This window comes from Undibacterium sp. 5I1, from assembly GCF_034314085.1.
GTDB lineage: Bacteria > Pseudomonadota > Gammaproteobacteria > Burkholderiales > Burkholderiaceae_D > Undibacterium.
The window spans coordinates 2,346,771-2,372,712 of the sequence record NZ_JAVIWI010000001.1 but is presented as its reverse complement, the minus strand read 5'-3'; the positions used below and the strand labels follow the sequence as shown (position 1 = coordinate 2,372,712).

Sequence of the window (25,942 nt, the reverse complement as noted above, 5' to 3'; positions counted from 1 at the left end):
CCGCAAGGATGCGAGGCTTAATATGTTTTATCTGGACAGCTAAGCCGGTGGGCTTATTCAGTCGGTGGTACATAGCCAGTTGCGGCATCTGCGCCATCGCCAAAGAAATGTTTTTCCATTTGTGTTGCCAGATATTTACGGGCGCGGGTATCCGCTAAATTCAGACGGTTTTCGTTGACCAACATCGTCTGATGTTTAAGCCAGGCTGCCCAGGCTTCTTTGGACACACTTTCGTAAATTTTCTTACCGAGTTCGCCCGGATACGGAGGAAAATCTAAACCTTCAGCTTCTTTGTCTAATTTAATGCAGTGGACCGTACGGGCCATGGTAAAACTCCTATCAATCTTTTAAATAACAACCGAGGTTACAACAATGTCCCAGATTATAACTGCTTAATTAGTACCAACGATTTACGCTGCCAGTTATACATTTTTTGGCGGTTCTTCGGCAGATCATCAACGGTCGCTTTGACAAAACCGCGTTTTAAAAACCAATGCTCAGTTCTTGTCGTCAGTACGAAAAGTGAATGGAAACCAGCCCGTCTTGCCCGTTTTTCCATATGTTTGAGAATTCGTTCACCGTCGCCCTGGCTTTGCACATCGGGATTGACCGTCAGGCAAGCCATTTCTCCCATTTTTTCCATCGGGAAGGGGTACAGTGCTGCGCAACCAAAGATGACGCCATCATGTTCAATCACGGAGAAGTAATTAATCTCGCGTTCGATCAGCTCACGGCCGCGTTTGACCAGTGTACCGTCGGCCTCTAGAGGTTCGATCAGTTTGATAATGCCGCCGACATCTTCAATCGTGGCTTCGCGCAGGCTTTCCAGATTTTCATAACTGACCATCGTACCGACGCCATCATGCGTAAACAACTCTAGTAAGGCAGAACCATCCAGTTTGTACGGCACGATATGCACCCGAGGCACGCCACTGCGTGACGCCTTTACAGCGTGTTCCAGATAAAACGAAGAATCCGCCGGCAGATAATTCGCTTTGATTTCTTGCTCAGCCTGTACCGATGACAGCTCGCGCATCTCATCATTATCTTTGTCGAGCATCATCGGTGTTTCGCTGATAAAGATGAGCTTATCTGCCCTCAGTGCGGTCGCTGTTGCAACCGCAACATCCTCCATGGTCAGGTTAAATGCTTCACCAGTCGGCGAAAATCCCAGTGGACCAAGCAATACCAGACTCCCAGCACCCAGAATGGCATGGATGGTCTCGTAGGCGACTTTGCGCGCAATCCCAGTCAAGCCAAAATCAACACCATCCACAATACCAATCGGTTTAGCAGTGACAAAATTACCAGAGATAATCCTGATCGCGGAGTGTGCCATTGGCGTATTTGGCAAACCTTGGCTAAACGCAGCCTCAATATCCAGTCGCAACTCTCCTGCAGCCTCTTTGGAGCATTCCAGTGCTGCAGTGTCCGTGATGCGTATGCCGTTGTGAAATTTGCCTTCCACACTGCGCAGGGCCAATTGTTCTGCTACTTGCGGTCGTGAGCCATGCACGATGACAATTTTGATCCCCAGTGCATGCAAAAGCGACAGATCTTGCGCCAGTACAGGCAAAGCGCCCGCCATAACCAGTTCACCGGGGAAGGCGACCACAAAGGTTTTGCCACGGAAGGCGTGAATATAAGGCGCGACTGAGCGCAGCCATTGAACGAATTGAACAGGATTTTCCATGGGCAGATTATAATGCGCTCCGCTATGTCTGCTAATAATTCATCCAAAAATTCTCCCAAAAAAGCCACGACTGATTTACGTCAATTGCGTGATAGCCTGCGTCAGGCTCAACAAGTGCACCAAGAAGTGAAGCCAGACGCGGTTAAAATCCCCGCTGTGCCGCCACCAAAGCCAGTCCAGCCTGCGCAAACTCACCCAACGACCTCAGATCTTCGAAGGATTGCTCCGCCTACTAAAACTAGACAGGGTGAGAAAGCCGCTATGCGGGAGCAAGTGCTAACGTTCCGCAACCCGCCGCCGGTCATTACTTACCCCGAAGAATTACCAGTTTCCGGCAAACGTGCCGAAATCGCTGAGGCTTTACAAAAGCATCAGGTCATCATCGTTTGTGGTGAAACCGGATCGGGCAAGACTACCCAGTTGCCAAAGATTTGTCTTGAGCTGGGACGCGGTCTGAACGGCTTGATTGGTCACACTCAGCCACGTCGTATTGCGGCCTCATCAACGGCCAAACGGATTGCGCAAGAGTTAAATTCGCCACTGGGTGAGCATGTTGGCTTCAAGGTACGTTTTAATGACACTTTGACCAAGGGTGCCTACGTCAAACTGATGACGGACGGTATTCTGCTGGCAGAGACGCAGACTGATCCGCTGCTTAGACAATACGACACGATCATCATCGATGAAGCGCATGAGCGCAGCCTGAACATCGATTTTCTGCTTGGTTATCTCAAGCAGCTACTACCCAAGCGCCGTGATCTGAAAGTTATCATCACATCGGCGACGATTGATGCGCAGCGCTTTGCCAATCACTTTGCTGAAGATTCTGCCAATCCGGCCGGATCGGAGCCTAAGCCAGCACCGGTGATAGAAGTATCCGGTCGCTTGTATCCGGTAGAAGTGCGTTATCGGCCAGTGCAAGAAGATGAAAAGGATAAAGAACGCGACCTGATGACAGCGATTACGGATGCGGTCGATGAGTTGTGTCGTGTCGGGTCTGGCGATGTACTGGTGTTTTTGCCAGGAGAGCGCGAGATCCGCGATGCTGCCGAAGCCTTGCGCAAACATCATCCAGACCATGTAGAAATTTTACCGCTGTTTGCCCGCTTGTCGGCGCAAGAGCAAGAGCGCGTATTCAAGGTCAGCAATGCGCGACGCATCGTGCTGGCGACAAACGTCGCAGAGACATCGCTGACGGTGCCTGGCATTCGCTATGTGGTTGATACCGGTCTGGCACGCGTCAAACGTTACAGCTACCGCAATAAGGTCGAGCAATTACAGATCGAGCCTGTTGCCCAGTCTGCGGCTAATCAGCGCGCAGGTCGTTGCGGCCGTGTCGCTGCGGGTGTCTGTATACGTTTGTATGAAGAGACCGATTATATCCAGCGGCCAAAATTTACAGAACCAGAAATTCTACGCTCGTCCTTGGCTGCTGTGATCTTGCGCATGAAGTCGCTGCATTTGACCGACGTTGAAACCTTTCCGTTTATCGAGCCGCCGCCCGGTCGTGCCATTGCGGATGGCTATCAGTTGCTGCAAGAATTAGGCGCGATGGATGAGGGCAATCAGCTCACGCCTACCGGCAAGCAACTCGCTAAATTACCGCTCGATCCCCGCGTCGGACGCATGATTCTGGCAGCGCGTGATCATCATGCGTTGAGCGAAGTACTGATCATTGCTGCCGCTTTGTCGGTACAAGACCCGCGTGATCGTCCGATGGAGGCGCAAGCTGCAGCGGATCTCGCTCACAAAAAATTCGCGGATGAAAAATCAGAATTTAACTCGTATCTCAAAATCTGGAAATGGTTTGAAGACGCGATAGAGCACAAAAAAACCAATCGTCAGTTACAAGATAATTGCCGCGCGAATTTTCTCTCGCAAATGCGGTTGCGGGAGTGGCGCGATGTCCATAGTCAATTGCTGACGATCGTGAAAGAACAAGCATGGCGCATGAATGAAGCGCCAGCGACGTATGAACAATTACACATGGCGCTGCTGACTGGTTTGCTTGGTAATATCGGCTACAAGTCGGATGAAGAGGCACATTATCTGGGTGCACGCGGCATCAAGTTTTATATCTGGCCGGGTTCTACTTTAGCGAAGAAGGCAGGACGTTGGGTGATGGCGGCAGAGCTGGTCGACACCACGCGTTTGTATGGCCGCTGCATCGCCCAATTGCAACCAGAATGGCTGGAGAAAATCGGCGGTCATCTACTGAAAAAATCCTACGGTGAACCCCGTTGGGAAAAACGTACCGGACAAGTCTCCGCATTCGAACGTGCAACTTTGTATGGCCTTGTGGTGTATAGCCAACGGCGTATTCAATATGGTTTGACGCATCCAGCCGAGGCACGTGAAATTTTTATCCGTGATGCGCTGGTCGGTGGTGAGCTGGATACTCGTTTGCCTTTCTTTGCACACAACCAAAAGCTAGTGCGCGAGATTGAAAACTTAGAGCATAAATCCCGCCGCTTGGATGTATTGGTGGATGATGAGTTGATCGCAGCGTTCTATGACAAATATATTCCTGCTGGTGTGTACAACGCTGTATTGCTGGAACAATGGCATAAGGACGCAGTGAGGGAAAATCCCAAGCTGCTGCACCTGAACAAAGATGAATTGATGCGCCATGAGGCAGCAGGCATCACGACGGATTTATTCCCTAAAACGATGCAAGTAACGGGCGTCGCGCTGCAACTCAGTTATCACTTTGAACCAGGTAGCCCGCGTGATGGTGTTACGTTAAGCGTGCCCTTGTTCTCATTGAATCAAGTATCTGCGGAGCGTAGCGAATGGCTGGTGCCCGGTATGCTCAAAGAAAAAGTGCATTTGCTGATCAAGTCTTTGCCGCAAAAAATCCGTCGTCATTGTGTACCGCTGCCAGATTATGCATCAGGTTTTTGTGAGCGCAATGAGTTTGGTACCGGTAATTTAATCGACGTGGTGATCGCAGATATCCGTGAGCAAACAGGTTTGCTGTGTAAAACGACGGATTTTAAGTCTGAGACTCTGCCGGTTCATTTGACGATGAATTTTAAGGTGGTTGACGAGCACGGCCGTCAGTTAGAAATGGGACGTAATCTGTCGACCTTACGCGCCGAGTTTGGCGGACAAGCGAGGGAGAGTTTTCAGCGAATTGCTTCTGCTGAAAAATTAGCCTTGTTGGAGTCCAGTAGCAATACGTCTAATGTGAAGGCGGTCGCTGCTCCTAATACTCATGCTGCAGCGAGCCGTACTCAAGTATCGTCCGCGACGTCAACGGCAAAAGCTAGCACGGTACAGCAAGCAAAACTGCAAGAGAATTTGACCGCCTGGACTTTTGATGAACTGCCAGAATTGCTCGAAGTACAACAGGGTAAACAAACGCTGATCGGTTATCCAGCGTTGGTTGATAAGCTCACGCATTGCCATATCGAGGTCTTCGACGATCCTGATGAAGCAGCTCGTGTGCATCGTACAGGCATGCGGCGTCTGTTCGCTTTGCAATTGAAAGAGCAAGTCAAATTTCTGGAGAAAAATATCCCGGGTTTGCAGCAAATGGGTATGCAGTACATGGTCTTTGGTTCGCAAGAAGAGTTACGTGACCAGATTATTCAGACCGCGATCGAACGGGCTTGTTTACAGCATCCTTTACCAAGTAATTCTGGTGAGTTTAATAAGCGCAGAGAAGAGGGCAAAGGGCGCTTAAATTTACTCGCCAATGAAATCGCCAGACTTGCCGCACTGATTTTGACCGAATATCATGGCTTACCAAAAAAACTGCAAGGCATTAAAGCGCATGCGCTTGCCGAGAGGGATTTGCAAACACAGCTGCAACAACTGATCAGCAAACGCTTTATTGCTGAGAATGACTTCACACAGTTGTCGCATTTTCCGCGGTATCTGAAAGCGATCACAGTACGCTTAGAAAAGTTGCGGGCGGACCCGGCACGCGACGCCAAATTGCTGGCTGAATGGAATAGCGTTGCCCAGCCCTGGCAAAGAATGCCGCGTAAATCGGGTGCCGATGCCGATCCTAAATTGACTGAGTTCCGTTGGTTGTTGGAGGAGTTGCGAGTCTCTTTATTCGCCCAAGAGTTGCGTACCCCGATGCCTGTGTCAGTCAAGCGCTTGCAGAAAGTGTGGGAGAGTTTGCAGCGCTGATGATGTGTAGACCGAAATAAAAAATGCCGACTTTTGTCGGCATTTTTTATTCATCGGTTTTTTTTAACTACTTTTTGATCAAGTCGATTTTTTTCTCAGGATCAGACTGACGATGGCGATCACGATCAGTATGGGCAATAAGGCAGGAAGAATCGCCAACAAGATCGCGCCGGCAATCACTGCAAATAACAACACCAAAAATATCGACACACCCGCCAGTACGACGCCTGTAATGCCAATGGCAAAAACCACCGCCAGTAGCCCAATCATGACGCCGCCTGCCGCGATGCCAACCCCTGCAAAACCGTGGACGGATTCGCCATCGATCATGATTGACGAGGTATCCATTGAAAAATAGGTAGCGCAGATCAGAGCCAGGATCGTCGCTAAAACGCTAAAAGTGACGAGGTAGTTGCGTGTGGAGTTTGTCATGATGGCACCCTTAAAAAATCGTTAAGAACATCAACATCTTCTGTGTTGATGCGATGAGTGCATGATAGGCAAGCAGCTGGCGATGCTCAATTCACTTGCGACAGACTGCAAGAAACGTGGTTTCAATGGAAATTGAGCAAGATGAGCGGGGCGAAAGAATGTTGAGTCGAGTCGGTGGCCAAGCGGATATTCGTATAAGTCGGGAATCATTCGTCAGTGATTTATTTCCGACCAGGATTTACTTTTGCAGGCGTAAATTCGACATTATTTTTATATACTCCCCTATATTTTTATAGAATATGCCGTATTGTCCAATGATTATATGGACACTCTATATATACTAATTAGGAGTATATATTAAGCCGAGATTTTCCTTTCGATGCACGAGAGGTGCCATTTGATTGCTGACGATGCGTTTCTGGTCATTTTTGACGTTCTTCGTTGCCCGGCTCGCCATGAGCGCCGTATTTACAACAAACTCGCGTCAAAATTATCTTGAAAAGCGCATCCGTCATCAGCTCAAATCCTCAATCCAGGGTTGCAATCACCGGTGCGTGGTCAGATGGTTGCTCCCATTTACGCGGTACTTTGTCGATGACGCAAGCGGTGCAACGTGCTGCCAGCGGCGCCGACAACAGAATATGGTCGATACGCACACCTTTGTTCAAGCGGAAACCCAACTGGCGATAATCCCACCAGCTAAAAGATTTATCTGCCTGTTCAAACATTCTGAAACTGTCTTTCAGACCCAGATCAACCAATGCTTGCAACGCGGCGCGCTCCGGTGGAGAGACTAAATTCATCCCTTCCCAAGCAGCGGGATCATGCACGTCCCTATCTTCGGGGGCAATGTTGTAGTCACCCAGCAACGCTAATTGCGGATATTGTTGTAACTCTTGTTGTATCCATTGATGCAGTGCGGCGAGCCAGCTTAATTTGTAGGGATATTTCTCCGAGTCCAGCGCCTGTCCGTTCGGCACATACGCACAAACGATGCGTACCCCTTCGATCGTGGCGGCAATGATGCGTTGTTGCTCATCAGGGAACAGCGGATTGTTTTTCTGCACATCGCTGATCGCATGGCGCGAGATGATGGCGACGCCGTTGTAGGTTTTTTGTCCGGTAAAAGCCACGTGATAACCCGCAGCCTCAATCTCCGCCTGTGGAAATTTATCATCCGTGAGTTTGGTTTCTTGTACGCAGAGTATATCGACGGGATTGCTCTCTAGCCAGGTCAATACTTGCGGTAAGCGAACCTTAAGGGAGTTAACATTCCAGGTGGCAATTTTCATTATTGAAGTAAGTAATTGATTCTATTGAATTTAATTTTCTTCTGCTTTGATAGTACCCCCACGCATACCCCCAAATGAATTTGACCTGAAACACGGCTTATTGGGTGGGCTCCGGCTTGCGTGACGCACGCCGGCTGCTACAGATACGTACCACGATTTTCTCAGCGCAACGATGCCCGATGAGTCTTCGGGGCAGCGGTTGTAACGCTATGTGTCGCATTATCCCATCATCACATGGCAATCGTGTGCAAATTGCGGTATGAGTCTGGCCGCCTGGGCGGTAAGCCAATTTCACTCGGCCAGGTGTTGGGATGGGGCAATGACGATCGAATAGCCTGCCGGATCATCGACCCAGGCTTGGAGCGCCGTCGGCGTCCAGCCGCATGCCCGTCCCCCGAGATGAACGGGTGGCGGGAATTTCCCTTCTGCGATGCGTCGGTACAAGGTGGCGCGGCTTAACGCAGTAATGCGTATCACGTCGGCCATGCGGAAGAATGCCGGGGCCACCATCGGTATGTTACGGCCGTAGTGGTCGGCAGGTTGTGCGAGAGACATGGCGAATCCTGAGAAAGTGACCATGCCCTCAGATTGACTCAGAAGGTCTCGACTGGAAACTCACGTAGGCGTACTGTGGCGAAGCCAGCCAGCGTATTTTTCATTTCTTCGAATGAACTGGTTCAGGTGTATCCGAATCGCTCACATGATGCGTTGGCTTGGCATGGATGATCAGGGGGCTGGATTGGCCCGACCGACTGGATCGCTTGAACACTCGATCACGCTCCATGAATGCTTCCAGCATGTGCGGGATCAGCGTGGCGGTGTCGATGGGCTCGCCGAAGGTCTTCGCATGCAACGCCGCATATCGGTCCAACTCCGTCTTGAGCGCACTTGTGCAGGCGAAAGTGACCTTGATGGTCGCGGTCTTGGGCAGTGGCCCTAGCCGCAGCTTGCTGGTGGATATGCTCATTGCGACGATCCCCTCTGGAAGAACAGCGGTTGATATGGCCGAAGGATCAGATCCTTGTTCACCATGACCCGCATCGGGAAGCCGGGCCGGATAGTGAGCGTCGGCTGGATGCTCACATTGCGTTTGGTGATCTCCTGACCGACCTGGTTTGCCGTGTCCTGCCCACTCTGGCGCGTGGCGATGATGATCTTGCTATCGCTGCCGGTGCGATCAGGCGCGGCCAGTTCAGCACCCACGCCGAGTAGCGTGGACAGCGCCGCACCGGCAAGGATGCGATCCCAATGCCAATCGACGCCATCTTCCAGTCCGGCATAGCCAGCTGGGTCGATGCCGGGCAAGCGGTCGAGCGAAATGGATGAGGTATCGGGCAGGATCAACCGTGTCCACACAAGTAACACGCGCCGCTGACCGAATGACACCTGGCTGTCGTAGCGGCCGATCAGACGCGAGCCCTGCGGAATCAGCAGGAAGCGACCTGTGGCCGTGTCGTAGACCGCCTCGGTGACGTTTGCGATGACCTGTCCCGGCAGGTCGGAATTGATACCCGTCACCAGTGCTGCCGGAATGATGGTGCCCGCCATCACCTGGTAGGGTGAGGCTGGCAGTTGCAAGCTGGCCGGATTGCGGGTCGCGGTGTCGCCGCCAGTGGCGACAAACGCCTGCTTCTGATCCTGCCGGTTCTGCACCGCCGTCGGGTCGGTCGGTTGCGCCGATGCGACCGCAGGGGCCATCGGATTGAATGGCTGGTTGCCAGATACCGACTCGGGCATGGGCGAACTGGCAGTGGGTGACGGCGCTGCTTTCACCGCACCGCTGCGAAAGAAAACCCCGGAATGTGCCGCCTCTTCGGCATCGCCCGGCTGCGCAATGCGCCCAGTCTGCGCAGGCGCTCCCGCATTACGCTGCGCCACTATGGCCGGACCCAAGTCGCCCGGCAGTGGCTCGCCCAAAACGGGCACCGGCTTGGCAGCCACCGGCACCTTGGAATAGTCCTTGGGCAATTGGTCGAGGTTCTCGGCATGCGAGACACGATCCACGTTGTACAGTTCGGAGCCCGCGTTGCGCTCGCGCTTGTGCGATTGCAGCGACCACAGTGTGCCGCCCAAGACGACCGCACCCAGGGTTCCCGCAAGGACGGCCAGCATGCGCCGGTTCAGTCGCGTGACCGGGCGCGGCGAAGCGCGCAGAGCCATGGTGTCCGGGTCGGCCTTATTCGGCCCGGTTGGTGGTGGCGTGGCAGGCGTGCTCATGCTCAATGCCTCCGTGCCGTACTACCCACACCATCGGTGCGCTCGATGCGAACAACGGCGGCCTTGTCAGCGCCCAGCCGCAACTCGGCCGCACCGAACAACCGATCCACCACGTAGTACGGCGAGCGGAAGCGGTAGTTCACGAGCTGGCCATCACCCTGCGCTCCGATCACGAACAGCGGCGGCAATTCGCCCTGCGCGATGGCAGCGGGGAACTGGATATATACCCGCTCGCCATCGTCGAAGGCGCGCAGCGGCTTCCACGGTGGGTTGTCGCCGGTGATCGCGTAGCGGAACTTGATCTGCTCCAGCGACAAGCCGGAGTCTACCGGCGCTGCCGTCCGAGCCTGTTGAGCCTGCTTCTGCAAGGCCAGCAGGCGGTCTTTCGGATAGTCCCACGATGCGGACGCCATCCATGCTTGCGGCGTCGAAGACAATTCGAGCAGGTAGGTACGGCGATTGGTGGTGATGACCAGATTCGTCTTCAATCCAATGCGCGTTGGTTTCACGAGGATGTTCACGCGCAGGCTGGCGCCCGCACCGCTGGCCGTGTCGCCGACGATCCAGCGCACAGTGTCGCCGGCCGAGACCGTCACCAACTCCTCGCCCTGCTGCAAGGCGATGACGGTGACGCGGCCCGGACTGGTGTAGACCTGATACAGCGCGCCGTCCGCATAAGGCCAGACCTGGATCGCGTTGATGTAACCTTCGCGGCTGGGGGCCACCCGCGCTTCAGCATTGGCGCGTGCTACGCGAGTTTTCTCATCGGGTGATTCGCTCGCCGGTTTGTCCTCGGGTGCGTTGCGCAAGGCCTTCAACTGCTCGGGCAGCGGCAGCGGTTTCGGCACCTCGACTATCTCGATGGGTTTGGGCGGCTCAGGCAACGCGTGCGCGGCGACAGATTCATCCAACGTGATGTCAGGTGGCGGCTGTCCATGCGTGGCGCAGCCGGTGACGGTTGCCAAGGTGGCACTCAGGATCAACGGCAAAGCGACAATACGGATTTGTGTTTTCATGGTTTCTTCACTCCTTCAGTTGCGTCGAGTTCACGGCTCCAGGACAGGCCGTTGACATAGATTCCCAGCGGGTTTTTGCGCAGTCGTTCTTCGGTGCGTGGCGGCTGCAACACCACGGACAACATGGCGGTCCAGCGCTCGGTGCCCGATGGCGAGCCGTTCGCATAGTTACGTTCGATCCAGCGCACCTGGAACGAGGATTCGCTGGCGCGAACCACACTGGTGATCTCCACCGCCGTCGAGGTTTGGCCGATGCGCGCGAATGGATCGTTGGTGCGTGCGTAGTCGTTCAGCGTGGCCGCACCCTTGTCCGTCGTGTAGTCGTAGGCTTCGAGCCAGTTTTGGCGGACGACGATCGGATCGATCGACAGCGAACGCACGTCGGTGACGAAGCGCGCCAGGTGGTAGGCAATCTGCGCGTCGTTCGGCTTGTACGGCGTGGCCGCTTCGCCGACCGCGCGCACCTGGCCACCGGCGGCCACCTCCACCACATACGGCGTGACGATGGATTGCGCTGAGCGCCACACCAGACCGCCCGCCATCAGCAATGCCAACGATAGACAGCCGAAGGCCATCAACCGCCAGTTCTTCGCCTGCACGCGGGCGCTGCCGATACGCTGATCCCAGACCTGCGCAGCGGCTTGGTAGGGAGTGACAGGCTCGGGCGTTTCCGAGTAGCGCACCTGGGGTCGTTTGAATAGCATGAATTTTTCTCCTCAAGGGTTAGCGTCAAGTGCTGGATTCATCGCGCAGGCTCGGGCTGGCGCCGCTGCCACCGTGGTCGCCCGAGCGCAACGTGTGCGCCGCCGTCGAGACCGCACTGCTTGCCTGCTGTTTGCGCCGCATTTGTTTGGCCCAAGCGGGCTCGCCCGCAGGGGGCTTAGCGTCAGTCGATTCGGCCGATTCGGGAGCGCCGGCTGCCGCCGCAGGCGCAGCAGCCTCCGCGACGAAATTCGCTACGCGGTCCTTGACCGCTTTCGCACCGGTTGCGACGCGGTGGCCGACCGCACCGGCACCGCTCTTGGCCACATTGGCGAGGCCCGCGCCGGCCGCACGAACACCGCTGCCACCCGATGCAGCAGCGCCAGCCTGGTAGGCGGATTTCGCACCGCTTGCCATTGAACTGGTTGCGCGCCCGGCCGAAGCAGCGCTGCCGATGGCCGCGCGCGCGGCACCCGGCGCCATGCGTGCACCAGCCGCCAACGCTGCGCCACCTGATGCGATAGCGGCACCACCAGCCACCGCCAACCCAGCGACACCCAACGCCGTTCCGGCTGCAGCACCAGCGCCGAGCTGCGGTGCGCCAGACACCAGCCCGGTCGCAATCCCCGGCCCGAAGATCCCCAGTCCCAGCATCGCCAGCGAGGCCAGCATGATGGTCAGCGCCAGGTCAATGGATGGTTCGGTGCCGGGCGGCACCTGAAACTGCGCAAACAGTCCTGTGCCGATACCCACGATCACGGCCAGCACCAGCACCTTGATGCCCGACGACACCACGTTGCCCAATACGCGTTCGGCCAGAAATGCCGTCTTGTTCCACAGCGCAAACGGCACCAGCACGAAGCCCGCGAGTGTTGTCAGTTTGAATTCGATCAGCGTGACGAAAAGCTGCACCGCCAACACGAAGAAGCTGATGATCACTACCAGCCAGGCGAGGAACAACACCGAGATAACATCAAGGTGCGCGAACACTTCCGGGAAGCCGGTCATGTCGCTGATCTGCGCCATGATGGGCCGTGCCGCATCGACGCCGACTTTGGCTAGCACACCCGGTCGTAGAAACTGCGCTTGCGTCAGTGTGGAGCCCGACGCCACCAGCCCGAGCCCGGCAAAGGAGCGAAACAGAATGCCCGCCAGATTGTTGAAATTGCCGATGATGAAAGCGAAGGCACCGACGTACAGAGTCTTCTTGATCAGCTTGCCGATGACTTCTTCGCCGCCCATGGCCCAGAAAAGCCCGGCCAGTGTCATGTCGATCACCACTAGCGTGGCGGTGAGGAACGCCACCTCGCCATGCAGCAATCCGAAACCCGAGTCGATGTAGCGCGAGAAAACATCAAGGAAGTGGTCGATGACCGACAAGTCGTTCATGGCTTAGTCCTTCGGTGTGGGCGGTGGCGTAGCTGCTGGCGCAGGCGTGTACGGTGTGCCGCTGCCCATGAAGCGCCGGCGCGTGGCCTCGGCGGCCATCGTGCATAGCGCATCGCCTACCTTAGCGTGGTCGGCTTTGCACTGAGCGCGGACATCCTTCAGTCGTTCGGGATTGGCCATCAGCGATTCGACGGACTCGGTGGGTGCCGGCTTGTTGCACGCGGCCAGTAGCAGGGTGCAGGCGGTAACGGTGAGAAGGGTTTTCATGGTCGAGTCCTCATGGGTTGTAGTAGTTGATTGTGGTCGGCGTGTAGAGAGTGCCATCGCCCTGGAAGCGACGGCGCACTTCACGCGCACGCTCTTGGACTGCGACCTGCCGTGCTTGTTCCAGCGCGGTGGCCCGGTCCTGCGTAATCTGGAGCTGCTGCGCCTGGATGGTTTGGCGGGATTGCAGTGCCAGCAATTGGTTCGTCGCCTGCGTGGCCTGCAGCGCGCCAACGGCGGACTGGCTGCGGTTCACGAGGTCGGTCAAGGTCTGCTCGTCGGATGCGAAGTTCTGTACTGCTTGCGACTGCACCTTGGTCGCGGTGCGCAGCGCCTCCAACGAATTGCGCCAGCGCGTGCGGGCGTCGGTTGACATCTGACTACCTGACGTGGAGGTGGAATAGGCATTGGGATAGAGCCGCGCGAACTCGGTTTCCATCTGCGACAGGTTGAAGGCCAGACCCTGTGCCTGTTGCAGGAGCTGGTTCGTTGCGGACAGTGCTGCACGTAGCTGATTAAGTGCGCTGAAGTCCAGACTGGTCAGATTCTTGGCGTCGTTCATCAGCATCTGCGCCTCGTTCTGAAGCTGCTTGATCTGGTTGTTGATCTGCTCCAGCGCGCGGGCAGCCGTCATGATGTTCTGAACGAGATTGGTCGGATCGATCACGACCCACTGCGCGTGCGCAGCGGGTATGGTGCCGACCAAAACGGCGGCGGCGATGGCAAGCAAGGTTTTCTTCATGGCTGCTTCTCCTGGGATGTGAAGGGGGACGACGGATAAGAGGGAATCAGGTCTGCGGCCCAGTCGAGGCCGCGATGGCGCAGCCAGGCGGCTGCAAAGTCCGCTGGCGTGTCAAACAGCGTGCAATACTTACCAGATTAGGGTTGGAAACAGCGTCCAAAAGTTTCCACCCTAGTGTGTCACCATCCGGTGTTTTAGCCGGGGGTATCTGGAGTGATTTATATGGACATCATTTACGAAATAAGAAGACGTCATTCAGTACAGAAACAATCGATTTCTGCCATTGCGAGAGAAATGGGACTCTCCCGGCCGACCGTACGCAAACATCTCAATACCGTCGAACAGCCTAAATATCAGCGGCTGCTAACGGTTTCACCCCGCCTCGATGAATATAAAGACCAGCTAACCTCCTGGTTAGAAGAAGAATCCAAACTACCCCGATCACGGCGCCGAACAGCGCAACGGCTATTTGAGGGGCTACAGGAACTAGGTTACGGCGGGGCCTACGACAGCATTCAACGATTTGTAAAACAGTGGAAATCCAGCGCACATGGTCCAAAAATCACCGAAGCGTTTATTCCGTTGGTGTTTCTGCCAGCCGATGCCTGCCAGTTTGACTGGAGCCAGGAACAGGTGGAAATCGCTGGCATCATGCAAACGATTAAAGTCGCCCATTTCCGGTTAGCCTATAGCCGCCAAATGTTTGTGGCCGCCTATCCCAGAGAAACGCAGGAAATGGTCTTTGATGCGCACATCCGTGCATTTACCTTCTTTGGCGGTGTGCCTGCCCGTCTGATTTACGATAATCTCAAGACCGTCGTCGACACCGTCTTTGTCGGTAAAGAACGTCAATTTAACCGGCGCTTTTTAACGCTGGCCAATCATTATCTGTTTGAACCAGTGGCCTGCACTCCTGCTTCTGGTTGGGAGAAAGGTCAGGTCGAGAATCAAGTTGGCAATGTACGGGAATGGCTGTTTACCCCGTTGGCCCGCTTTGCTTCCTTTGCGGATTTAAATGCGTGGCTCACAACCCGCTGCCAGGAATTAGCGCAACGTATGCACCCGACACAAAGTCAGCGCACCATTGCAGACTGTTATGCTGATGAGCAGCCTTTGCTTCGACCTGTCAGCGCGCACTTTGATGGCTATGTAGAAAAAATGATGCGTGCCTCGTCCACTTGTCTAGTGAAAGTAGACCGGAATAAGTACAGTGTGCCAGCGCGGTTTGCCGGGCAGGCGGTATCTGTTCGCACGACAGCAAATCTGGTGCGGGTCGTCGCACAGGGCGAAGTGATTGCCGCCCATGCCCGTCAATTCAGTCGTGACCAGTTGATTTGTGATCCCTGGCATTACCTGCCTGTTCTGGAGAAGAAGCCTGGCGCTTTACGCAATGGCGCACCATTCGTTGAATGGACATTACCCAGAGCGGTTGTGCAAGTACGCGACCGGATTCTGAAGCAACCGAAAGGAGACCGAGCCTTCGTAGAATTACTGATGCTTGCCGGTGAAGCAGGACTTGATGCGCTTACTGTGGCATGTGAGTTAACTCTGGAGGGCGGCGTCATCAGTGCGCCTATCGTGATGAATGAATTGCGCCGTCTCATTGCGCCGCATTTACCCGCAGCAGCGATCCACCTGCCAGACACCATTGCTTTGACGATGGAACCTCTGGCGAACTGCCACCGTTATGATTATTTGCTGGGAGCGGCCAATGTCCACTGACCACGCTACCAGTTTAAAAACACTGCAACTCTATGGGATGGCTTTGGCATGGAGTGAGCTGCAGGCAGAAAAGCCCAGGCAAGCACATCGACCTGAAAGCTGGATGGAGCGGTTAATCCATGCAGAACAAACCGATAGGCAACTCAAGAGCTTACGCTATCAACTCAAAACAGCACGCTTCCCGATTCACCGTGACTTAACTGGCATTAACTGGGCAGAGACTCCCTTATCGCAAACAGTGGTTGAGCAATTGGCGACCGCAGGATTTATGGAAACAGCGCACAACCTAATTCTGGTGGGTGGTACTGGCACCGGCAAGTCGCATTTGGCCACTGCCATCGGTGTCGCGGCAATCCATCATGGCAAGCGGGTGCGTTTCTTTAATGCGGTCGATCTGGTCAACCAGTTGGAACGAGAGAAGAGTCAGGGAAAGGTCGGCAATCTGGCGAAACAGCTCTGCCTGATGGACGCTGTCATTTTAGATGAGCTGGGATATTTGCCGTTTCCCGCTTCTGGAGGTGCATTGTTGTTTCATCTGATCAGCCATCTCTATGAAAAAACCTCGCTCATCATTACGACCAATTTGTCATTCGGCGAGTGGGTACAGGTCTTTGGTGATGCAAAAATGACTACCGCTTTGCTTGACCGTGTTACGCACCATTGCGATATCTTGGAAACCGGGAACGATTCTTACCGATTTAAGCACAGCAAAAATCGTTCTGAACAAGCCGATAAAGTGGAAAAATTTGGACGCTGACAGGTGGTAAATATTGAACGCTGTTTGACACGACTGGCTTATGAGCGAATTGCGAAGGAAGGTCGCAAGTTCGGATTTTCGCTCATTATTGCGAGCCAGCGGCCCAGCGAAATCAGCCAAACCATCATCAGTCAATGCGCGAACTTCGTCAGCCACCGCTTGCAGAATCCCGATGACATTGATCACTTCCGCCGCATCATTCCTCTGCAGGCACGCCGTCTACTTGATCAAGTGACGATTCTCGCCGCTGGCGAGGCGATCGTGTTTGGGAGTGCTTTTCACATTCCAGCGCGCGTCCAGTTCGATCGACCCGAGCCGGGACCCTATAGTCAGACTGCCGCTCCCTTCCATGAGTGGTCAAGAGAGACATCACCGTTCCCACTTGACCAAGTTATTGGCGCATGGGGTGTCGCAAAGCCATAGTGCAGGATGGTTTGCCAGGACTCGATGAATTGTAAAAGTTAAAATATTGACTGCACTCCCAAAGATCACTGCCGCCCCACCGCCATCACGCGCGGAACACCTTCTGTTGAAACCGTGAAAACGCGGGCCGCCTTCGGTTTTGCTGCGAGCAGGGACGTTTTTTCGGTCTTTTCGATGGGCGTGATGGATTCGTGCTCGGAACTTGCTCGTTCCTGGCGCAGCCGATCCAGATAGTCCGCCCACTGCTGGAGCATTGCGCGTCGTTCATCCTGGTACGCGTGGCGGTTGTAGGCTGCGCGTACCGCGTTTGCCGGCACGTGCGCCAGGCAGTGCTCGATCACGTCGATGTTGCCGCCGATACTATTGAAATACGTACTGAACGATGCCCGCATGCCGTGCGGCGTACCTACGCCGCTGAGTCCCAACCGCTCCATCAAGGCGTTCAAGCTGCGGTTGGCCATCGGCCGGCGCGGGTCCACTCGGTTCGGGAACAGGTACTCTCGGTCGGCTGGCACGAGCGCGCGCAAGCGGGTGAGTAACGCTACTGCCTGCGGGGGCAGTGGAACCCAATGCGCACGCTTCGCCTTCATCCGTGAAGCCGGAATTTCCCACTGGGCACCTGCCAAATCCACTTCATCCCATCGGCCTTCGATGACTTCGGCCTTGCGGCAGGCAGTCAGAAGCACCAACACCATGGCGATGCGCGTTTCCTCGTTAATCCTGCCCGTGTTATCCAGCGTCCGCAGAAAATTGCCGATCTGCTTGTCGGACAGTGCGGGGTGGTTTTTCTGGTTGCGTTTCTTCATTACGCGCACGGGTGGCACCGGGTTGTTCTCGATCAGGCCAGAATCGATTGCGTACTCGAACACTCCCCACAAGTGATTGCGCAGATTGCGCGCCACTTCGGGCGCACGTTTCTCGACGCCTTTGAGCAGCGCGGTGAGTTCCAGGCGTGTGATGCTGCCGATTTGGCGACTCTTGAGCGTTGGCAGCAGATCGTTGTCGATCTCGCGCTTGCGCTGCCTCACCGTGGATGGCCGCAGGTCCGCCGCCGTTGCTACGTTCCAATCCGCCACGACGGTGGCGAATACCCCATTGATGCGCTCCAATTGATCTTGCGCCTGGATGATCTTCTCGTCGCGCCGGGCTTGTATGGGATTGATACCCTGGATTACAAGCTTCCGGGCATCGATGTGCAGTCCGCGTGCTTCTGCAAGACCAATCTCGGGGAAGGCGCCGAGCGCCTTCAGTCCCTCCGTGCCGCAGACGCGGAACTTGTAGCGCCACAGCTTAGAGCCGTTGGGCTGTACAAGAAGATACAGCCCACCGCTGTCGGCGAGCTTGTACGCGCGCGCTTCCGGTTTGGCGGATTTGACCTTTAGTGTGGACAGCATATCTGGGGGTATCCTTGAATTGATACCCCCAACGATACCCCCAATCGATCAAGATTCCAAGAAGTTTCTATAAACGGAATGAGACGACATGAGGCGCTAAGTTATTGATGTAATTGGTATTTTAGGCGTTTTTGAGAAATTATGAGATCGCTTGAAACATCAATGCACACTTCAGGTGACTAATTTCATGATGGATATCCTGCTACAAGGTTAGGTGGTTGGTGTGGTTGGCGTAATGTTGACGTTGTCTGACTACAGAGTTATTAATGAGTCGAAAAACGCTAAGTTTAACGAAGACCCTAAGTGCTAAATAAAGTGCAAAATAAAATGCTAAATAAAAAGCGTGCAATGCTAAGGCAAGGCACGCTTTTCGTATTTTCGTTCAAACTAGGGAAGACGTTATTTTCTCAACGAACTCCCTTCAAGCTCCGACGGATTTAGCCAGCACGATTGATTAAGAACATTGTCAGCAGAGGAACTGGGCGACCAGTAGAGCCTTTGGCTGCACCTGATTTCCATGCTGTACCAGCGATATCCAGATGCGCCCAAGTATATTTCTTGGTGAAGCGTTCAAGGAAGCATGCTGCAGTAATACTGCCGCCAGCCGGGCCACCGATGTTCGCCATATCAGCAAAATTCGATTTCAGTTGCTCGTTATAAGCTTCTTCAATCGGCATACGCCATGCGGTATCACCGGTTTGTTTACCAGCGGTCAGCAATTCAGTCGCCAGCGCATCGTGTGCCGCGTCATGGCGTGTGAACAAGCCAGTGTTGTGATGGCCCAAAGACGTGACGCAAGCGCCGGTCAGTGTTGCGACGTCAACTACGGCGGATGGCTTGAAACGCTCGGTGTAAGTCAGTGCATCGCACAAAATCAGACGACCTTCTGCATCCGTGTTCAAAATTTCTATCGTTTGACCAGACATGGATGTAACGATATCGCCCGGACGTGTGGCGCTGCCAGAAGGCATATTTTCGCAAGTTGGGATGACTGCGACGACATTCAGCTTCAACTTCATTTCGCCAATCGCACGCATGGTGCCGAGGACAGAAGCCGCACCACCCATGTCGTATTTCATTTCATCCATACCAGCGCCGCCTTTGAGAGAGATACCGCCAGAATCAAATGTAATGCCTTTACCGACCAGCACCGTTGGCGCATCTTTGGCTTTGCCGCCCATGTGTTTTAACACGATGAACTTTGGTGGTTCGACAGAGCCATTGGTGACTGACAGAAAGCTATTCATTTTGAGCGCTTGCAATTGCTTGCGATCTAATACTTCTATGCCCATTTTGTAATCGGTAGCGATTTTTTTCGCTGTCGTTGCAAGATAAGTTGGCGTGCAGATGTTGGGAGGCAAATTCCCCAATTCTTTGGTTAAATCCATGCCGTTTGCCAGCGCAATGCTTTGTGCCAGGGCATTTTTTGCAGCAGTTGCTTCTGCTGCATCAACACCGAAAGCGACTTTTTTAACGCCAGTGCTTGTAGTATCTTTTTTGCTTTTGAGGCCGTCAGCACGGAAAATCGATTCGTGGAAGGCGATGACAGCAGTCCGTATTGTCCAGGCAGTATCGCGCTCTTTAACGGATGGCAGAGCTACTGTTGCGTCATTTGCGCCGAGGTTTGCCAGCGCACGTGCGGCTGCATTTACCGCCTGCGTAAAGGCTTTTTCTGATATGGTAACGTCTTCTTCGCCCAAACCAACGAGTAATATGCGTTCTGCTGCAATATTTGCAATATTACGTAGCAATAATGATGAGCCAATTTTGCCAGTGATATCGCCGGATTTGAGTGCTGCAGCGATCTCGTCTTCGCTATCTAATGCGGAAGCTGAGGCGGATAATTTTTTGTTTTCGAATACGCCTACAACTACGCAGCCAGTTTTGGTGGCATTCACAGTGCTTTTGGCGTCGAATGTTTTTATGCTAAAGTCCACGTATTACTCCTCTTTGTAAGTCTCGTAAAAAACGATATTATAACCCTCCATGATTTTTCAGCGCGCGCTTCGACGTGAATTACTCAGTGCCGCAGGCGCTGTCTTCACGATTCTCTTCACTATCACTGTTACTTGGATGTTGATCAAAATCCTCGGCCTCGCCGCCGGTGGCAAAGTCGCATCAGCAGATGTGGTGCAATTAATAGGATTTTCTGCCTTGCAGTATCTGCCTATTTTATTAATTTTGACCGGTTTTATTTCGGTCTTAATGGTCGTAAGTCGATCTTATCAAGATTCCGAAATGGTAGTCTGGTTTGCATCAGGTGTAAGTTTGAGCAAATGGGTTACTCCAGTCTTACTGTTCGGTTTACCTATTATTGTATCGACTGCGGTACTTAGTTTAGTCGCTACACCATGGGCAAATCGTCAAAGTACAGAATTGAAAGAACGATATGAAAAGCGAGAAGATATCGCAAAAGTGTCCCCCGGGAAATTCCAGGAGTCTGCGTCAACTGACCGCATCTTTTTTGTCGAAGGTGTAGCAGGCGATCTGAGTAAAGTGCAAAATATTTTTATAAATACCTTCACTAATGGACGGTCCAGCATCGTGGTTGCCAAGGAAGGCAAAATGGAAATAGATGCCCATGGCGATAAATTTCTATTGATGAGTCAGGGACGCCGTTACGATGGCTTAGCTACGGAGCCAGATTTTCAGATGATGCAATTTGAACGATATGGCATTTTAGTTTCTGCGCAGACCACGGCAGAAATGGGCGACAAATCGGCGAAGTCACTCCCTTTAAAGCAGTTGTTAGACAACCCGACCAACTTCAATCGCGGTGAGTTATTGTGGAGAGTCTCTTTGCCTTTGATGAGTATCGTTTTGTTGTTGATGGCTATCCCGTTGGGATTTGTTAATCCAAGGGTAGGTCGATCCGCGAACGTGATTGTGGCTCTGTTACTCGTGATTATGTATTTGACGTTCGTTAATATTATGCAAGCAACTGTTGTTCAGGGACGTTTCAGTTTTGGAAAAGCGTGGTGGCCACTGCATTTATTCGCGATAATATCGGTGATGTTGATGTTGTCGTGGCGTTTAAATGTCAACAGCAACTGGCATCCTTCAGTGCTATGGTCAAAAGCTAAATTTGCGTTGCGTCGCAAAGACCATCAACAACAGAGCGCACTATGAGAGTTTTACAGCGTTATTTTGGCGTAGAGATTATTCGCTCTGTCCTGTTTGTGATGGTGGCTTTGCTGGCTCTTTTTGCATTTTTCGATCTAATGGGAGAACTTCAGTCGATCAACAACACTGGTTATCGGCTGCAACAGGCTGTGCAATATGTATTGCTAGGTTTGCCTGGTTATCTTTATGAATTTATGCCAATTGCCGTCTTGATTGGCACCATCTATGTGCTTGCTCAATTCGCATCTAACTCTGAATTTACCATCATGCGGGCAGCTAGTATGTCTACCGGAATGGTTGGCAGCATGCTGGCAAAAATTGGTTTGTTATTTGTCGTGATTACTTTTGTTTTTGGTGAATTTGTCTCGCCCGTGACTACCAAGCTGGCTGAAAAAATCAAACTCAGTGCACTAAATAGTTCTGTGACCCAAGAATTCAGGTCTGGTTTGTGGACGAAAGATTTGCTGCGAGAGCATGGGTTAACTGGCAACGTGATTGGGTCTCGTTTTTTAAACGTGAAACAAATCCTGCCTAAGGGACAATTGGTCGGAGTTAAATTGCTAGAATTGGATCAGCAATTCCATTTAAGTACAGAAATTTTGGCAGAAAATGCTGAATACATGGGCGGCAATGTATGGCGCTTGTCCAATGTCAGTCAAACCTCGTTTCCAAAAAGTTTATCCACACCGGATATTGCCGCTGTATCTAACAAAAAAATGGCAACGATGGATATTATTTCAGAGATTACGCCTGATATTTTATCCGTGCTATTTGTAGATCCAGACCGGATGTCGGCATTTGATTTGGCCGCTTACACCAAGCATCTTGCGGACAACAAGCAAGGCACCAAACGTTATGAAATCGCCTTTTGGAAAAAGTTAACCTATCCGTTTGCCACACTGGTAATGATGGCCTTGGCTCTGCCATTTGCTTATCTGCATGCGCGAAGTGGTGGTATAAGCTTAAAAATATTTAGTGGCATCATGATTGGCTTGGTGTTTTATCTCACTAACAGCCTGTTCTCCCATGTTGGCATGTTAAATACCTGGCCTGCATTGGTGACAGCCTTAGTACCTAGCATCATATTTTTAATACTGGCAATAATTGCACTCTGGATGGTGGAAAGACATTAATCGTGACGATCAAAAAACAAGCTCAGATTTTATTCGCGCATGGTGCACGTGATCCACGTTGGGCAGCACCTTTTCAACGCTTGCAGCAAATGACTCAGGCTAGTTTGCCCGGTGTCACGGTTGCCTTGGCGTTTCTAGAGTTTATGACGCCGAGCTTGCCAGATTTGGTCAAGCAGATGGTAGACAATGACATTACAGAAATAAGCATCGTGCCTATTTTTTTGGGGCAGGGCGGTCATGTTTTGCGTGATTTGCCGATATTGCTTGATCAGCTAAGATCGGACTATGCGGGCCTGACGATCAAGGTCGCAGAAGCTGTCGGCGAAGACGCCATGGTGTTAGCTGCAATTCGTGACTATTGCATTAAAGTGATGTAATTTAAGGTATGGTCGGACTAGATGTGTGGCTAGAGTCAGGGCTAGCGGCAGGCTCAGATTCTGGGCTAGGTTTGGCCGAATCTGCTTCTCATCGCTTCACCTATCATCACCAGCACCGGTCCTTCGCGATCGCTAAGACCATCCTCTAATTCTTTTAATTGCAGTCGCAAAATACGTTCATTTGGACGACTGCAATTTTCTATCACGACGACTGGTAAGTCCGGCTGATAGCCTGAAGCCAGCAATCTCTGTGCTGTTAATGCAGCTTCTTTGCCGCCCATGTATTGAATCAAGGTATCGCATTCTGGTATGCGAGTATCTGATGTTTCGCCCGGTGCTGTGCTTGAGGTAAAGAAAGCAACGCTGCGGGCGATGCCACGTTTTGTCAACGGCTGGCAGGCGCTGGCTGCGGCGGCAACGGCAGTGGTGATGCCAGGCACAATGGCATATTCAATACCCGCTTGCTCCATAGCCGTAAGCTCTTCATCGGCACGCCCAAACAACATAGGATCGCCGCCTTTAAGACGCACCACAAGGCTGTAGTGCTGTGCACATTCAAGGATTTGTTGATTGATTTGCGATTGTGCGGCAGAGCGTTGGCCACTACGTTTACCGACTGAAATTTTTACCGCTTGCGGGCAAAGTGCCAGCATTTCTGGCGTTACCAGGGCATCATGCAAAACAACCTCTGCTTGCGCCAGCAGGCGAGCACCGCGTACGGTAATGAGGTCAGCAGCACCGGGGCCAGCACCAATTAAATAAACTTTGCCGCCCGGTTTCTGCATAATAGTTTTGTCAGCTTAGACTGTAGATTCAGTTAATTTGATCATACCAGCCGCCACTGTCTGGTGGGTCACTTCATCAATTAAAATAAACGCACCGGTCGAACGCAAATCATCGTAGGCATCGACTGCCAATGGCTGCGCCACGTTGATCGTGACGGTAGCTATATCATTGAGTTTTAGCGTTGTTGCGGTGCGTCGCTCCTGCGTGTTGATATCTAATAAGGTATCAATCGCCGTTACCTTTGCCGCTACTTGTTTGGTCGTGTGTTTAATCCAATATTTGCGGCCAATATCCATCGCATCTTCTGATAACCAGCACAAATCGGCTTGCAATGTTTTAAGCTGAGTTGCGGGGCGACTAGCAGCGGCCAGCATGTCACCGCGTGAAATATCCAGATACTCGTCCAGCAAGATCGTCACAGACTGACCAACCACTGCAAATGGTAAAGAACCATCCAATGTCAAAATCTCTTTGACGGTCGCAGATTGTCCGCCAGGCTGTACTACTAATTTGTCACCGACGCTGACTTTCCCAGCTTCGATTCGACCCATATAGCCACGGAAATCATTGGCTTCGTGACCGTTATGACGCGCTACCAGTTGTACCGGAAAACGGAACGGCTCGTCATGGCAATCGTCATACACGCTGAGTGATTCCAGTAACTCAATCAAGGTCGGGCCTTGATACCAAGCCAGCTTATCACTCGCCGTAACGACGTTATCACCAGCCAACGCAGAGAGCGGAATCGGGTGAATATCTTTCAGGCCCAATTGTTGTGCGAATGTTTGGTAGGCAGCGACGATGCGATCATAAACAGTTTGGTCGTAATTAACCAAATCCATTTTATTTACAGCAACAACCACATGTTCGATTTGCAGCAAGTGCGCAATAGCCGAGTGGCGTTTGGTTTGTGTGAGTAAATCCACGCTGCCGTCATCACCTAATTTGACCTTAGAAACGTCAATCAAAATGATCACAGCATCAGCGGTGGATGCGCCTGTCACCATATTGCGTGTGTATTGCTCATGTCCCGGGGTATCAGCAATAATGAACTTGCGCTTAGGCGTTGCAAAATAACGATAAGCAACGTCGATCGTAATACCTTGTTCACGCTCGGCTTCTAAGCCATCGGTCAGCAAGGATAAGTCAATGGTGTCACCGACAGTACGTTTATGTTTGGCACGCGACATGGCATCTAACTGATCAGCAAAAATACCCTTACTGTCGAAGAGTAAGCGACCAATCAGCGTACTTTTGCCGTCATCAACTGAGCCTGCGGTGATGAAGCGTAGTAGCCCGCGTTCTCTGGTAGCGTCAGCTAAAATGGGTGCCACAGCCGTATTCAAAGTAGCCATTAGAAATATCCTTCTTTTTTACGTTTTTCCATTGAGGATTCTGATGTCTGATCATCCATGCGGGTTGCACCGCGCTCAGTGATTTGGGTAATCGCTGTCTCTGCAATGATGGCATCTACTGTCGCAGCGTCGGATGACACTGGGCAGGTGCAAGAGATATCGCCGACGGTACGGAAGCGGACCACTTGTGTTTCTACCGTCTCGCCATCGCGTGCTGGTGTCAACTCTGTCAAAGGGACTAATAAGCCATTGCGTGGAATAACCTGACGCTCATGAGCAAAATAAATGGATGGTAATTCCAATTTTTCACGTGCGATATATTGCCAGACATCCAGCTCGGTCCAGTTAGAAATAGGGAACACACGCATGTTTTCGCCAGGATGGACGCGAGTGTTATACAGGTCCCACAATTCTGGTCGTTGCGCTTTTGGATTCCATTGACCGAACTCGTCGCGGAAGGAAAATATCCGTTCTTTTGCACGCGCTTTTTCTTCATCACGGCGCGCACCGCCCATACAAGCGTCAAATTTATGTGCCGCGATGGTTTCCAGTAGTGTCACAGCCTGGGCTGCATTACGAGAATCGGTTAAGGGATTCCGTAATCGTACGGTGCCGCGTTTGATTGAGTCTTCCACCGATCCAACAATCAATCGCTCACCCAGTTCAGCTACTTTCTTGTCGCGGAAAGTGATGACCTCGGCAAAGTTATGACCCGTATCAATATGCACTAAAGGGAAGGGGAATTTGCCCGGGCGAAAAGCCTTCTCTGCGATACGCAGCATCACAACAGAATCCTTGCCGCCAGAAAATAGTAAGGCAGGATTAGCGCACTCAGCAGCGACTTCACGCATGATATGGATGGCTTCGGATTCTAGCCAATCCAGATGGCGATTACTCGCTGCATCGATAAATTGTTTTTCCACGACTGTATTCATAATCTTCTTTTGACTGTTGGGCTATGACTTTTGAATTACTACTGCTT

24 protein-coding genes are annotated in these 25,942 nt (G+C 52.6%); 7 read left to right on the top strand and 17 right to left on the bottom strand.

Annotated features, from left to right (window positions below; genetic code table 11):
- Positions 1–53: 53 nt before the first annotated feature.
- Both RGU72_RS10505 and argA read right to left on the bottom strand, forming a co-directional pair.
- On the bottom strand, positions 54–326 hold the full coding sequence (locus RGU72_RS10505) for an oxidative damage protection protein (RefSeq protein WP_322119672.1): 273 nt from the start codon (positions 324–326) through the stop codon (positions 54–56).
- Between the two features lie 56 nt (positions 327–382).
- Positions 383–1,693: an amino-acid N-acetyltransferase gene (gene argA / locus RGU72_RS10500; protein WP_322119671.1), complete on the bottom strand. Its 1,311-nt coding sequence runs from the start codon at positions 1,691–1,693 to the stop codon at positions 383–385.
- A 261-nt stretch (positions 1,694–1,954) separates the two neighbouring features.
- Between argA and hrpA the strand changes: the two genes are divergently transcribed.
- A complete protein-coding gene (hrpA, locus tag RGU72_RS10495; protein WP_322121617.1) occupies positions 1,955–5,836 on the top strand; it encodes an ATP-dependent RNA helicase HrpA in 3,882 nt (1,293 codons plus the stop codon).
- Between the two features lie 78 nt (positions 5,837–5,914).
- Here the strand turns inward: hrpA and RGU72_RS10490 are convergent, their stop codons facing one another.
- From RGU72_RS10490 to trbJ, 10 genes are all read right to left on the bottom strand, one after another.
- Entirely contained in the window at positions 5,915–6,268 is a 354-nt protein-coding gene (locus tag RGU72_RS10490) for a hypothetical protein (protein WP_322119670.1), read from the bottom strand.
- Positions 6,269–6,795: 527 nt separating this feature from the next.
- Entirely contained in the window at positions 6,796–7,560 is a 765-nt protein-coding gene (xth, locus tag RGU72_RS10485) for an exodeoxyribonuclease III (RefSeq protein WP_322119669.1), read from the bottom strand.
- A gap of 291 nt (positions 7,561–7,851) precedes the next feature.
- A complete protein-coding gene (locus tag RGU72_RS10480; protein ID WP_322119668.1) occupies positions 7,852–8,115 on the bottom strand; it encodes a helix-turn-helix transcriptional regulator in 264 nt (87 codons plus the stop codon).
- Positions 8,116–8,215: 100 nt separating this feature from the next.
- Positions 8,216–8,527 carry a DUF2274 domain-containing protein gene (locus RGU72_RS10475; protein WP_322119667.1) on the bottom strand — a complete coding sequence of 104 codons (312 nt, stop codon included), beginning with the start codon at positions 8,525–8,527 and terminating at the stop codon, positions 8,216–8,218.
- Entirely contained in the window at positions 8,524–9,777 is a 1,254-nt protein-coding gene (locus RGU72_RS10470; protein WP_322119666.1) for a TrbI/VirB10 family protein, read from the bottom strand. Before RGU72_RS10470 ends, RGU72_RS10475 begins: the two co-directional genes overlap by 4 nt.
- A 2-nt stretch (positions 9,778–9,779) precedes the next feature.
- Positions 9,780–10,793 (bottom strand): P-type conjugative transfer protein TrbG, encoded by a 1,014-nt coding sequence (trbG, locus tag RGU72_RS10465; protein WP_322119665.1) that lies wholly within the window; start codon positions 10,791–10,793, stop codon positions 9,780–9,782.
- On the bottom strand, positions 10,790–11,497 hold the full coding sequence (trbF, locus tag RGU72_RS10460; protein ID WP_322119664.1) for a conjugal transfer protein TrbF: 708 nt from the start codon (positions 11,495–11,497) through the stop codon (positions 10,790–10,792). The genes trbG and trbF overlap by 4 nt, the downstream gene beginning before the upstream one ends.
- Positions 11,498–11,522: 25 nt before the next feature.
- Positions 11,523–12,884 carry a P-type conjugative transfer protein TrbL gene (gene trbL / locus RGU72_RS10455; RefSeq protein ID WP_322119663.1) on the bottom strand — a complete coding sequence of 454 codons (1,362 nt, stop codon included), beginning with the start codon at positions 12,882–12,884 and terminating at the stop codon, positions 11,523–11,525.
- Between the two features lie 3 nt (positions 12,885–12,887).
- Positions 12,888–13,151 carry an EexN family lipoprotein gene (locus RGU72_RS10450; protein WP_322119662.1) on the bottom strand — a complete coding sequence of 88 codons (264 nt, stop codon included), beginning with the start codon at positions 13,149–13,151 and terminating at the stop codon, positions 12,888–12,890.
- 10 nt (positions 13,152–13,161) lie between these two features.
- The gene (gene trbJ, locus RGU72_RS10445; protein ID WP_322119661.1) at positions 13,162–13,890 is read right to left on the bottom strand and encodes a P-type conjugative transfer protein TrbJ; all 729 of its coding nucleotides are present in this window, start codon (positions 13,888–13,890) and stop codon (positions 13,162–13,164) included.
- A gap of 222 nt (positions 13,891–14,112) precedes the next feature.
- On the opposite strand from trbJ, the gene istA reads away from it, so the two are divergent.
- Genes istA through RGU72_RS10430 form a run of 3 tightly spaced genes read left to right on the top strand, consistent with a single transcriptional unit; the run spans position 14,113 to position 16,792 of the window.
- Positions 14,113–15,612, top strand: a complete 1,500-nt coding sequence (gene istA, locus RGU72_RS10440; RefSeq protein ID WP_322118372.1) for an IS21 family transposase — start codon at positions 14,113–14,115, stop codon at positions 15,610–15,612.
- The gene (gene istB / locus RGU72_RS10435; RefSeq protein ID WP_322118371.1) at positions 15,602–16,369 is read left to right on the top strand and encodes an IS21-like element helper ATPase IstB; all 768 of its coding nucleotides are present in this window, start codon (positions 15,602–15,604) and stop codon (positions 16,367–16,369) included. Before istA ends, istB begins: the two co-directional genes overlap by 11 nt.
- 3 nt (positions 16,370–16,372) lie before the next feature.
- Positions 16,373–16,792, top strand: coding sequence for an ATP-binding protein (locus RGU72_RS10430; RefSeq protein ID WP_322119660.1), 420 nt, complete (start codon positions 16,373–16,375; stop codon positions 16,790–16,792).
- A gap of 65 nt (positions 16,793–16,857) precedes the next feature.
- Here RGU72_RS10430 and RGU72_RS10425 read toward each other — a convergent pair whose 3' ends face one another.
- Both RGU72_RS10425 and RGU72_RS10420 read right to left on the bottom strand, forming a co-directional pair.
- The gene (locus tag RGU72_RS10425) at positions 16,858–18,186 is read right to left on the bottom strand and encodes a tyrosine-type recombinase/integrase (RefSeq protein ID WP_322119659.1); all 1,329 of its coding nucleotides are present in this window, start codon (positions 18,184–18,186) and stop codon (positions 16,858–16,860) included.
- Positions 18,187–18,623: 437 nt separating this feature from the next.
- Positions 18,624–20,123: a leucyl aminopeptidase gene (locus RGU72_RS10420; RefSeq protein WP_322119658.1), complete on the bottom strand. Its 1,500-nt coding sequence runs from the start codon at positions 20,121–20,123 to the stop codon at positions 18,624–18,626.
- Positions 20,124–20,172: 49 nt separating this feature from the next.
- Between RGU72_RS10420 and lptF the strand changes: the two genes are divergently transcribed.
- The 3 genes from lptF to RGU72_RS10405 are packed head-to-tail and all read left to right on the top strand — an operon-like array spanning position 20,173 to position 22,819.
- The gene (lptF, locus tag RGU72_RS10415; RefSeq protein ID WP_322119657.1) at positions 20,173–21,315 is read left to right on the top strand and encodes an LPS export ABC transporter permease LptF; all 1,143 of its coding nucleotides are present in this window, start codon (positions 20,173–20,175) and stop codon (positions 21,313–21,315) included.
- Positions 21,312–22,442, top strand: a complete 1,131-nt coding sequence (gene lptG / locus RGU72_RS10410; RefSeq protein WP_322119656.1) for an LPS export ABC transporter permease LptG — start codon at positions 21,312–21,314, stop codon at positions 22,440–22,442. The genes lptF and lptG overlap by 4 nt, the downstream gene beginning before the upstream one ends.
- Before the next feature lie 2 nt (positions 22,443–22,444).
- A complete protein-coding gene (locus RGU72_RS10405) occupies positions 22,445–22,819 on the top strand; it encodes a CbiX/SirB N-terminal domain-containing protein (RefSeq protein ID WP_322119655.1) in 375 nt (124 codons plus the stop codon).
- Positions 22,820–22,884: 65 nt separating this feature from the next.
- On the opposite strand, the gene cobA is transcribed toward RGU72_RS10405, so the two are convergent.
- From cobA to cysD, 3 genes are read right to left on the bottom strand one after another with little or no spacing between them, the layout of a single operon-like run.
- Positions 22,885–23,604: a uroporphyrinogen-III C-methyltransferase gene (gene cobA, locus RGU72_RS10400; RefSeq protein WP_322119654.1), complete on the bottom strand. Its 720-nt coding sequence runs from the start codon at positions 23,602–23,604 to the stop codon at positions 22,885–22,887.
- A gap of 15 nt (positions 23,605–23,619) precedes the next feature.
- Positions 23,620–24,960 carry a sulfate adenylyltransferase subunit 1 gene (locus RGU72_RS10395; protein WP_322119653.1) on the bottom strand — a complete coding sequence of 447 codons (1,341 nt, stop codon included), beginning with the start codon at positions 24,958–24,960 and terminating at the stop codon, positions 23,620–23,622.
- Positions 24,960–25,895, bottom strand: a complete 936-nt coding sequence (cysD, locus tag RGU72_RS10390) for a sulfate adenylyltransferase subunit CysD (RefSeq protein WP_322119652.1) — start codon at positions 25,893–25,895, stop codon at positions 24,960–24,962. The genes RGU72_RS10395 and cysD overlap by 1 nt, the downstream gene beginning before the upstream one ends.
- Positions 25,896–25,942: the final 47 nt, after the last annotated feature.

Excerpts from the sequence above, each read along its gene's own strand:
- RGU72_RS10505 (WP_322119672.1), bottom strand. The coding sequence starts at position 326 with ATGGCCCGTACGGTCCACTGCATTAAATTAGACAAAGAAGCTGAAGGT.
- argA (WP_322119671.1), bottom strand. The coding sequence starts at position 1,693 with ATGGAAAATCCTGTTCAATTCGTTCAATGGCTGCGCTCAGTCGCGCCT.
- hrpA (WP_322121617.1), top strand. The coding sequence starts at position 1,955 with ATGCGGGAGCAAGTGCTAACGTTCCGCAACCCGCCGCCGGTCATTACT.
- RGU72_RS10490 (WP_322119670.1), bottom strand. The coding sequence starts at position 6,268 with ATGACAAACTCCACACGCAACTACCTCGTCACTTTTAGCGTTTTAGCG.
- xth (WP_322119669.1), bottom strand. The coding sequence starts at position 7,560 with ATGAAAATTGCCACCTGGAATGTTAACTCCCTTAAGGTTCGCTTACCG.
- RGU72_RS10480 (WP_322119668.1), bottom strand. The coding sequence starts at position 8,115 with ATGTCTCTCGCACAACCTGCCGACCACTACGGCCGTAACATACCGATG.
- RGU72_RS10475 (WP_322119667.1), bottom strand. The coding sequence starts at position 8,527 with ATGAGCATATCCACCAGCAAGCTGCGGCTAGGGCCACTGCCCAAGACC.
- RGU72_RS10470 (WP_322119666.1), bottom strand. The coding sequence starts at position 9,777 with ATGAGCACGCCTGCCACGCCACCACCAACCGGGCCGAATAAGGCCGAC.
- trbG (WP_322119665.1), bottom strand. The coding sequence starts at position 10,793 with ATGAAAACACAAATCCGTATTGTCGCTTTGCCGTTGATCCTGAGTGCC.
- trbF (WP_322119664.1), bottom strand. The coding sequence starts at position 11,497 with ATGCTATTCAAACGACCCCAGGTGCGCTACTCGGAAACGCCCGAGCCT.
- trbL (WP_322119663.1), bottom strand. The coding sequence starts at position 12,884 with ATGAACGACTTGTCGGTCATCGACCACTTCCTTGATGTTTTCTCGCGC.
- RGU72_RS10450 (WP_322119662.1), bottom strand. The coding sequence starts at position 13,151 with ATGAAAACCCTTCTCACCGTTACCGCCTGCACCCTGCTACTGGCCGCG.
- trbJ (WP_322119661.1), bottom strand. The coding sequence starts at position 13,890 with ATGAAGAAAACCTTGCTTGCCATCGCCGCCGCCGTTTTGGTCGGCACC.
- istA (WP_322118372.1), top strand. The coding sequence starts at position 14,113 with ATGGACATCATTTACGAAATAAGAAGACGTCATTCAGTACAGAAACAA.
- istB (WP_322118371.1), top strand. The coding sequence starts at position 15,602 with ATGTCCACTGACCACGCTACCAGTTTAAAAACACTGCAACTCTATGGG.
- RGU72_RS10425 (WP_322119659.1), bottom strand. The coding sequence starts at position 18,186 with ATGCTGTCCACACTAAAGGTCAAATCCGCCAAACCGGAAGCGCGCGCG.
- lptF (WP_322119657.1), top strand. The coding sequence starts at position 20,173 with ATGATTTTTCAGCGCGCGCTTCGACGTGAATTACTCAGTGCCGCAGGC.
- lptG (WP_322119656.1), top strand. The coding sequence starts at position 21,312 with ATGAGAGTTTTACAGCGTTATTTTGGCGTAGAGATTATTCGCTCTGTC.
- cobA (WP_322119654.1), bottom strand. The coding sequence starts at position 23,604 with ATGCAGAAACCGGGCGGCAAAGTTTATTTAATTGGTGCTGGCCCCGGT.
- RGU72_RS10395 (WP_322119653.1), bottom strand. The coding sequence starts at position 24,960 with ATGGCTACTTTGAATACGGCTGTGGCACCCATTTTAGCTGACGCTACC.
- cysD (WP_322119652.1), bottom strand. The coding sequence starts at position 25,895 with ATGAATACAGTCGTGGAAAAACAATTTATCGATGCAGCGAGTAATCGC.